Here is an 8,616-nt window from a genome sequence, read left to right on the forward strand (position 1 = left end):
GCATATAGCTTAGGAGTATCAATAAGTGAAGTTAACTCAATTATTAAAGCCCTGGATTAAACAAGAAGTGGTTGATTGTGTTATCACTGATATTAAAAATGATAGTCGTCTGATTCAGAAAGGGGATTTATTCATTGCTTATCCAGGAGCTGTAGCAGATGGGCGGCTGTTTATCGAGAAAGCGGTTTCTGCAGGGGCAGTTGCTGTGGTTTATGATCCGGTTTGTTTTCCGTCTTCTTGTGTTTTACCTAATTCGGTTCCTTGTATTGCTGTACCCCAATTGGCTGAACAATTAGCAGAAATTGCCAAACGATTTTATGACAATCCCAGTGAGTCTTTAATGGTAACTGGAGTAACGGGCACTAATGGTAAAACAACAATCGCCTATCAATTGGCGCAGGCGCATCATTTATTAGGACAAGGATCTGCATACATAGGCACCATAGGCCAGGGAGATGTCAATCAACTGAAGCCCCTGGATAATACTACTCCTGACGCGTTATGTTTACAAAGACTATTACATCAGTATAAAGAGCAGGGAATTAAACAGGTTTGCATGGAAGTCTCTTCACACGCTTTAAGCCAGCATCGGGTAGACGCTATTGAGTTTAGACAAGCGATATTTACCAATTTAACATTAGATCACTTGGATTATCATCGCACCATGCAGGCCTATGGCGCCGCAAAAGCGTTGTTATTTGAAGCCGAGCACTTACAGTGGGCAATTATCAATAGGGATGATGCTTATCAAAATGTAATGGGCAGCGCTGTTAAACCCCATGTGAAAAAAATAACTTATGGTATGCACCAGGATTGCGATGTGAAAGCGGTCAAATGGAATATCGATATTAACGGAACAGAAATAGAAGTACGTTCACCCTGGGGACAACATCAGTTGCGAATAAGGGCTTTGGGAGCGTTTAACATTTATAATAGCTTAGCCATATTTACCAGTTTATTGGCAAATGGTTATGCTCCTGACCAAGTTATTCAGGTTATGGCTCAACTGAAAGCGGCGCCCGGGCGTATGGAAATAGTAGCTAATTCTCCTTATGTTCTTGTAGATTATGCTCACACCCCTGATGCTTTAGAAAATGTTTTGACCACCTTAAGTCAATTAAAAAAAGGGCGTTTATGGGTGGTTTTTGGCTGTGGTGGTGACAGAGATAAAACTAAAAGACCTATTATGGGAAAAGCTGCCAGCCTTTATGCGGATAAAGTGGTAATCACCAGCGATAATCCTCGTAGTGAAAATCCTGATGTCATTGTGAATGAGATTGCTGATGGAATCGTTAATTCCACTCATGTCATTAAATTAGTTAATCGAGAAGAGGCTATTGCTCATGCCTTAAAAGAGGCTGATAAGGACGATATTATTCTGATTGCTGGCAAAGGACATGAAGCTTATCAACAAATAGGCTCTATAAAACATGTTTTTTCTGATCAGGAAGTGGTGAAACGATTAATTCAAAAGTAGTTTTATAGTTTCACTGAATACAGCAAGAGCTTTACTTGTCCAGGAAGAACAGAAAAGATGTAGGTTGGCGCTGAAGCAACGCGAAGTCCAACAACAGAGTTTTATCCCTTGAGATAAATGCCAAGATTCTAATTCATTGTTGGGCTTCGCGTTGCTTCAGCGCCAACCTACAATATTAGCTCATCCCTAACAATGATCGAGTTTGTTGATCGGAAATTAAATCAGAGTAAAGAGAAAAATCATGACGTTTTTGATGGTTTTTACGCAGACTTAAAAAAGTGGATTTTTTATCCAGAGCGCTCTTTAATTGTAATGTTTCTTCTGCGGGATTATAAATTGATAATACACGTTCTTGCCAGGATATATCATTTGATAAATGGAGCTTTTTGGGCGGGGCGGCTAAAGCAAATTCTGGCACAGGAAGTTCAAGCAGGCGATGTAACTTTTCACTAATCATGGCCACTGCCGTCCACTTTGCTTCTATACTATGTCCCGCTATATGAGGAGTACATAGAGTTGCCCTATCGATAATCTGTTTATTTATAGCAGGTTCGTCAAGATAAACATCTGTACAATAGATCAGGGAGTGGCGAGTATTGAGTAATGCTTTTTCATTAACAATCCCTCCTCGAGCAGCATTTATAATGACGCAATCTGATTTTAGCCGTGCCAGAAAGGCATCATCAATTAGATTAGCACTAGGGTACGGGGGATTAGCATGCAATTCCGCATGAATACATAAAAGATCGGCCTCATACAGATGTTCCAACGCACAACTTTCAAATTGTTTCTCTTGCATGGCTTTAGGAGGATCATAATTCATTATCTGAAAATCAGCCGCCTTCAATCGTGAATATACCTTATTTCCTGCTTCCCCCAGACCAATAATACCCGCTCGTTTACCGCCGATTAAATTTTTTTGTTCTAAATACGCAAGACAAGCAACCACATAATCAGCAACAGAAGAAGCATTGGATCCTTTGGCATCAACAATCTGTATTTTTTGTGATTTTAAAAAGTAATGGTCCAGATGATCGGTTCCACTACTGGCAGTAGCTACATATTGTAATTGATGCTTTTTTAGCAGGTCACTATTTACTTTTAATGTGGCGCGACAAAGAAGAATATCTTGCTCCTCAAGCAAACTGAATAGTTCATCTGTATTGGAGTATCGACTTAAAATAAAAGGCTTAGGAAAAGCACTCTCTAAACCGGGAAGAGATGCATCAGCAAGAATTCTCATAGACGAAAAATCATACCTAATAAAGCAATGCTGCTATTAATTAATGGCAACAATATATAACCCAAGACACCTGTGAAAATTAAAACAACCAATATTAAGAATCCATAAGGCTCAATTTTTTCATACATCATCGCCTGTCTTGCGGGTAAAAGACTGCTTACCACTTTACTGCCATCTAATGGAGGCAGAGGAATCAAATTTAAAAATGCCAATACTAAATTAATAATCATTCCTGCTCGAGAAGTAAATAATAGAAAAAGTGCTGGCATAGACGCCTCAGGATGCAAGAGGGTTGCAATTTTTAAGCCCCCGGCCCATAAAAAAGCCATTAAAAAATTAGAGCAAGGGCCAGCTAAAGTAACCAGAATCATATCTCGCTTAGGATTACGCAATTGGCTCCAGTTGATGGGAACTGGTTTTGCATAACCGAGGACAAAACTAAAATTGGTTAAAAGTCCAGCTACTATAGGTAAGATTATAGTTCCTACAGGGTCAATATGACGTATTGGGTTTAAACTTAATCGGCCAAACATTTTCGCTGTTGTATCGCCACACTTATTGGCAACATAAGCATGAGCTGCTTCATGTAAGGTAATGGCTAATAAAACTGGAAGAGCCCAAATACATATTTGTTGGATAATCGTGAATTCTGGCATTAATAGTCTAATTCGATAATAAGTATCTCGATTCTAACGAATACTGCTTGATAATAACAAGCAAATGGATAAATTTTTGTAACCTTGCTGCCAGTTGCCATTACTCCATACAACTCGAGCGGGGATGTCTCATTGGGGATCATTGGATTGACTTACCCTCGTTCTTTATGCAATGTTCATGGATGCGGTTCAGATAAGTATTGGCTAAATCGGAGGCATCTTATATGATGGATATAGTGAAAGAATCTAAAGGTATGAATATCTATGACTCAATTTGAAAAAACGTATAATTTAATGAAAAAGCCATGGGCTATCCTGCTCTACCTTGTCCTTGTTATTTTAGCTTATCATTTCGTAGACAGGCCTATGGCATCCTATTTTCATCAGCTGGATCTTAGAGCTAATTTTCATATACTTAATCTACTCACTACCTTAGGCAAAGTTATAATTTATGTTGTTTTATTTACTCTGGCTGGTTTGTATTTTCGCTATATTGCTACTAATCCTGTTTATGAAGCAAGATCATGGTACTTGCTTGCCTGTGTGGTTATCGCCAATTTGGTCTGCCTGATTTTAAAAACAAGCTTGGGTCGTGCTCGACCGGATTTATTATTTACAAGTAATATTTTTGGTTTTTATTGGTTTAAAACAACGGCATTGTATTGGTCACTGCCATCAGGTCATACCACTACTGTGATCAGTGTAGCATCTGGTTTCGGTGTGATATTTCCAAAGTATTTCTATGCGTTCCTTGGTTTGGCGTTTCTTATTGTCCTGACCAGGGTGCTTTTATACTATCACTATTTGAGTGATGTGATGACTGCTTTTTATCTATGCATCTTAGTAGTTGGTGTATTTACTCAATACATTAAAAGGAATCAATATTTGAGTAAAGCCTGGGTAAAGTAAGTTACCACATAAATAGTCAATTAATTAAAGGAGTAATTTATGACTATTGAAACTGAATTAGCAGCGCTGGTGAAGATTTATGCCAAGTTTGATGAAGTAAAAAAAGTTTATGTATCTCATTTGGATAAGAGTGCTTTGTTACGATTAGACGCAGATTTGGCTAAATTCATTAATCAACAATTATTGGTCAATGGCCCCGATAAAGAGAACATAGCAAAAAACTACAAGAAATTAACTTTGTACTTTCACCCGGACAGATCTTCGGCATTTTTGCCTGAGGTCATTTGGCTTGAACAAAACTTATCGCAAGATAATAAGCAAGAGGCTTGTTTTAAAAGTTTAGGCTTTTGTTATGAAAAATTAATAAATCCCGAAAAATTTAAAGAAATTTCTTTTAGCGATATCAATAGCAAGGAAGATTGCCGGAAATGGCTGGAGAGTTTGAAAAGCAAAGCAGAAACTTATACCGCCCGTAGTTTTTTTGACAGTTTGATTGGTTTACTTGATGAGTCAAGCGGCTTTTTTAATGAGGTAGGGCAGATTAAACCCAAGGGATTGAAAACCTTACTCACCTTTATGCCTATTCTCTTTGCCAGCTATGGAACGATAATTTTAGGACAAGAATTATTAGCAATTTACGCATTATATTTCCTCATGTTAAAAGGAGGGCAGTATTTGGAGCGTAGTGAAGTAACAGAAATGAGATCTGTTGGGAGAGCTCTCCAGGAGGTCAGCGTCATCACTGCAACGGCAACAACTACATTAATGGTGCGTTTATTAGAAATGACATTTTGGGTGTCTCATCAATGTTTTGATGTAAGTTTACAAATAGGTTCTTCCATTTTAAAACCTTTATTACCAGCGCCAACAAAAGACGCTCAATCACACGGCGTAAATCCTGGTACAAATTTGTGTCAGGATTTAATTTTAGCGAGTCAAAATTTAAGTGAAGGAATACAATTTAAAAACCCGGAATTAAAAGTGATTTCCGCTCCTTTAGAAGCTTATCTTGGTTTAAATGCACAGCAGTTTTTGGGAGATTGGCGTATTGGCAAGAAAAAGCGACTTATGGTGGAAGCTTTTCTTTTCAAGATGAGAGTTCTGGATGCTGGAGCTGATGCTATTGAAGCCAAGTTGATTGCGGCACAAAAAGAATTAGAAAAAATTAAAGAAAATAAAGAGGTATATGCTAAAGGGGGGAAAACCGCAGAGGCAGTTGATAGCGCGGAAAAAGTGATTACTTTACTAAGTGAGCAAGATTCGTCGACTTGGCAACTCGTTGTTTACGAAGGTCAGAAGCAATGCATTCAATAATAAAGAAGAGTCTATCTATGTTTTTAATAGAAGCAAACTCTTGAATTTACACCCTTATCTCTGGCAAGATGCTGACTGTTTTGATATTCCAGTGAGGAACCATGAAGATACTCGTGGCAGTAAAACGTGTAATCGACCCTTATGTGAAAATTCGTGTCAAATCGGACAATACAGGAGTTGAAACACAAAACATTAAAATGGCTATGAATCCTTTTGATGAAATAGCCATAGAGGAAGCCTTGCGTTTGCGTGAAAAAGGCTGGGCAACCGAAGTTGTGGCCGTAAGTATTGGTGGAGAAAGTTCCCAGGAAACGTTACGACATGGCCTGGCTTTAGGTGCGGATAGAGCAATTCTAGTTCGTACTGATAGAGTCCTTGAAAGCCTTAATATTGCTAAAATTCTTAAAAAAATTGTAGATGATGAGAAACCTGATTTAGTTTTAATGGGTAAACAAACGATAGATGGTGATAATAATCAAACGCCTCAAATGTTAGCTGCTTTATTAAATTGGTCTCAAGCTACCAATGCATCCAAAGTAAATGAAAGTACCGGTCATCTAGAGGTCACGAGAGAAATTGATGGTGGTTTAGAGACGATAAAAATTGCTCTACCTGCTGTAGTGAGTACCGACTTACGCTTGAATGAGCCTCGATATGCCAGTCTTCCTAATATTATGAAAGCTAAGCGCAAATCTCTAGATGTGATTGAGTTGGAATCAATGGGCTTGTCTCTAAAACAGCATGTTGAAATTTTAAAGGTCAATGCACCTGCCACTCGGACTGGAGGGGTAAAAGTGGAGTCAGTAACCGCATTGCTTAATAAATTACAACATGAAGCCAAAGTGCTTTGATAAGGAGAAGTGATGAGCACTCTAGTACTTGTTGAACATAATAATCACACCATGCATCCAGCGACTCGAAATACGTTAGCCGCTGCATTAGAACTGGATAATAAACCTACATTACTTGTTGTTGGCCATCAATGCAGCGAGGTCGCGGCTCAAGCTGCTACTCTTGCTGGTGTTCATGCGGTCTGGTGTGTGGACAATCCATGTTATGAACATCAATTGGCAGAGCAAATCAGTGATTTAGTGGTTTCTTTTGCCAGCTCGTTTAATGCTATTCTGGCCTCTTCCAGCACTTATGGCAAAAATATCCTTCCCAGGATAGCTGCCTTGTTAGACGTGACTCAGGTTTCTGATGTAAGCAAGATTATAGACGCCAATACTTTTGAGCATCCTGTTTATGCGGGTAATGCTATCGAAACAGTGCGTGTTTTAGATAATATAAAAGTCATGACGGTGAGGACTACCGCCTTTAATCCGGTTACCAAAGCCCAGGATGCCTGTTGCATAGAAAATATGAATCAGGAATTTCCAGCCAAAGGAAGTCAGTTTGTTAAACATGAATTAAGTAAATCCGAACGACCAGATTTGGGATCTGCAAAGATCGTGGTGTCTGGCGGGAGAGGCTTACAAAGTGCAGAAAAATTTAAGTTAATTGATGACTTGGCTGATGCATTAGGTGCTGCGGTCGGTGCCTCCAGAGCGGCTGTAGACGCAGGGTTTGTACCCAATGACTATCAGGTGGGGCAAACTGGAAAAGTTGTGGCGCCAGTACTGTATATAGCCGTAGGTATTTCAGGAGCGGTGCAACATTTGGCTGGAATGAAAGACTCCAAGATAATTGTTGCAATTAATAAAGATGAAGATGCCCCAATTTTTCAAATTGCTGATTATGGATTAGTAGGTGATTTATTTGAGTTAGTACCACAATTAATAGAACAATTAAAGAACCGTTAAAAAGGGAGTTGTTATGTTAGTAGGTGTTCCAAAAGAAATAAAACCTCAAGAAAGTCGTGTGGGCCTGGTTCCTTCAAGTGTCAGAGAGATAGTTCGAGTAGGGAGCTCTGTACTGGTTGAAAGAGGTGCAGGACTAGGAATTGGTATATCTGATGATGATTATCGGAATGCAGGCGCCGAGATTGTAGATACTGCGGATGAAATTTTTGCCAGTGCTGAACTAATCGTTAAGGTTAAGGAGCCTCAACCCATTGAGTGTAAAAGACTTCGTGAAGGGCAAACCCTATTTACCTATTTGCATTTGGCACCAGATCCTCAGCAAGCTCGTATGCTTAAAGAGTCAGGTGTAACTGCCATTGCTTATGAGACTGTAACTCAAGATAATGGGGGATTGCCTTTACTTACTCCCATGTCCCAAGTTGCTGGGCGTATGTCTATTCAAGCCGGAGCTCATTGTTTGGAGATGGCTCAAGGAGGTAGTGGGATTCTTTTGGGTGGCGTCCCAGGGGTGGCTGCAGCAAATGTTGTAGTTTTAGGTGGTGGTGTGGTTGGTACTAATGCTGTGCGAATGGCTATGGGAATGGAAGCACGGGTAATAGTTCTTGATCGTTCCCTGCAACGTTTGAATGAATTGGATTTTCAGTTTGGCTCAAAGCTAAATACTGTTTACTCCACCGCCGATGCTATAGAAAAATATGTGGCTAGTGCTGATTTAGTAATTGGCGCTGTATTAGTTCCTGGTGCTGCATCTCCTAAATTGGTAACCAGAGCGATGCTGAAATCAATGCGTCCGGGCTCTGTGCTTGTTGACGTAGCTATTGATCAAGGCGGATGTTTTGAAACAAGCCGTGCCACGACCCATCAGGAGCCGACCTATGTAGTCGATAATGTGGTGCATTATTGCGTGGCTAATATGCCAGGAGCCGTTCCACGAACGTCAACTTTTGCATTAAATAATGCCACATTACCTTTTGTTTTAAATATAGTAACAAAAGGGGTCAAATTAGCCTTGCTAGACGATCTTCATCTGCTTAACGGCTTAAATGTTCATCAAGGTAAAATCACTTACGAAGCAGTTGCTCGTGATTTGGACTATGAGTATGTGAAAGCCTCCATTGCTTTAGCAGGCAGATAACGTAGTAAATGTAGCCTGAATGAAAGCGAAGTTGTACCCCGGGATTTAGTGGCACCATATCCCGGGTTACGACTGCGTCT

At 39.7% G+C, this 8,616-nt stretch carries 8 protein-coding genes; 6 read left to right on the forward strand and 2 right to left on the reverse strand.

Annotated features, from left to right (window positions below; genetic code table 11):
* Positions 1-25: 25 nt before the first annotated feature.
* Positions 26-1,477 (forward strand): UDP-N-acetylmuramoyl-L-alanyl-D-glutamate--2,6-diaminopimelate ligase, encoded by a 1,452-nt coding sequence (locus LOX96_RS16060; RefSeq protein WP_250424494.1) that lies wholly within the window; start codon positions 26-28, stop codon positions 1,475-1,477.
* Positions 1,478-1,652: 175 nt separating this feature from the next.
* On the opposite strand, the gene LOX96_RS16065 is transcribed toward LOX96_RS16060, so the two are convergent.
* Both LOX96_RS16065 and LOX96_RS16070 read right to left on the reverse strand, forming a co-directional pair.
* Positions 1,653-2,720: a 4-phosphoerythronate dehydrogenase gene (locus tag LOX96_RS16065; RefSeq protein WP_250424495.1), complete on the reverse strand. Its 1,068-nt coding sequence runs from the start codon at positions 2,718-2,720 to the stop codon at positions 1,653-1,655.
* Positions 2,717-3,376, reverse strand: coding sequence for a site-2 protease family protein (locus tag LOX96_RS16070; protein WP_250424496.1), 660 nt, complete (start codon positions 3,374-3,376; stop codon positions 2,717-2,719). The genes LOX96_RS16065 and LOX96_RS16070 overlap by 4 nt, the downstream gene beginning before the upstream one ends.
* Positions 3,377-3,640: 264 nt before the next feature.
* Here LOX96_RS16070 and LOX96_RS16075 point away from each other — a divergent pair, with 264 nt between their 5' ends.
* The 5 genes from LOX96_RS16075 to ald all read left to right on the forward strand — a co-directional run bounded on the left by LOX96_RS16075 (position 3,641) and on the right by ald (position 8,536).
* Positions 3,641-4,285 (forward strand): phosphatase PAP2 family protein, encoded by a 645-nt coding sequence (locus LOX96_RS16075; protein ID WP_250424497.1) that lies wholly within the window; start codon positions 3,641-3,643, stop codon positions 4,283-4,285.
* Between the two features lie 39 nt (positions 4,286-4,324).
* A complete protein-coding gene (locus tag LOX96_RS16080) occupies positions 4,325-5,599 on the forward strand; it encodes a J domain-containing protein (RefSeq protein ID WP_250424498.1) in 1,275 nt (424 codons plus the stop codon).
* Between the two features lie 101 nt (positions 5,600-5,700).
* A complete protein-coding gene (locus LOX96_RS16085) occupies positions 5,701-6,450 on the forward strand; it encodes an electron transfer flavoprotein subunit beta/FixA family protein (protein ID WP_250424499.1) in 750 nt (249 codons plus the stop codon).
* A 12-nt stretch (positions 6,451-6,462) separates the two neighbouring features.
* Positions 6,463-7,401, forward strand: coding sequence for an electron transfer flavoprotein subunit alpha/FixB family protein (locus LOX96_RS16090; RefSeq protein WP_250424500.1), 939 nt, complete (start codon positions 6,463-6,465; stop codon positions 7,399-7,401).
* A 13-nt stretch (positions 7,402-7,414) separates the two neighbouring features.
* Entirely contained in the window at positions 7,415-8,536 is a 1,122-nt protein-coding gene (gene ald / locus LOX96_RS16095) for an alanine dehydrogenase (protein WP_250424501.1), read from the forward strand.
* Positions 8,537-8,616 lie beyond the last annotated feature (80 nt).

The organism is Legionella maioricensis, from assembly GCF_023618015.1.
Classification (GTDB): domain Bacteria; phylum Pseudomonadota; class Gammaproteobacteria; order Legionellales; family Legionellaceae; genus Legionella; species Legionella maioricensis.

What these genes read in the sequence shown, in the direction of transcription:
- LOX96_RS16065 (WP_250424495.1), bottom strand. Translation starts at nt 2,720, where the DNA reads ATGAGAATTCTTGCTGATGCATCTCTTCCCGGTTTAGAGAGTGCTTTT.
- LOX96_RS16070 (WP_250424496.1), bottom strand. Translation starts at nt 3,376, where the DNA reads ATGCCAGAATTCACGATTATCCAACAAATATGTATTTGGGCTCTTCCA.
- LOX96_RS16075 (WP_250424497.1), top strand. Translation starts at nt 3,641, where the DNA reads ATGACTCAATTTGAAAAAACGTATAATTTAATGAAAAAGCCATGGGCT.
- LOX96_RS16080 (WP_250424498.1), top strand. Translation starts at nt 4,325, where the DNA reads ATGACTATTGAAACTGAATTAGCAGCGCTGGTGAAGATTTATGCCAAG.
- LOX96_RS16085 (WP_250424499.1), top strand. Translation starts at nt 5,701, where the DNA reads ATGAAGATACTCGTGGCAGTAAAACGTGTAATCGACCCTTATGTGAAA.
- LOX96_RS16090 (WP_250424500.1), top strand. Translation starts at nt 6,463, where the DNA reads ATGAGCACTCTAGTACTTGTTGAACATAATAATCACACCATGCATCCA.
- ald (WP_250424501.1), top strand. Translation starts at nt 7,415, where the DNA reads ATGTTAGTAGGTGTTCCAAAAGAAATAAAACCTCAAGAAAGTCGTGTG.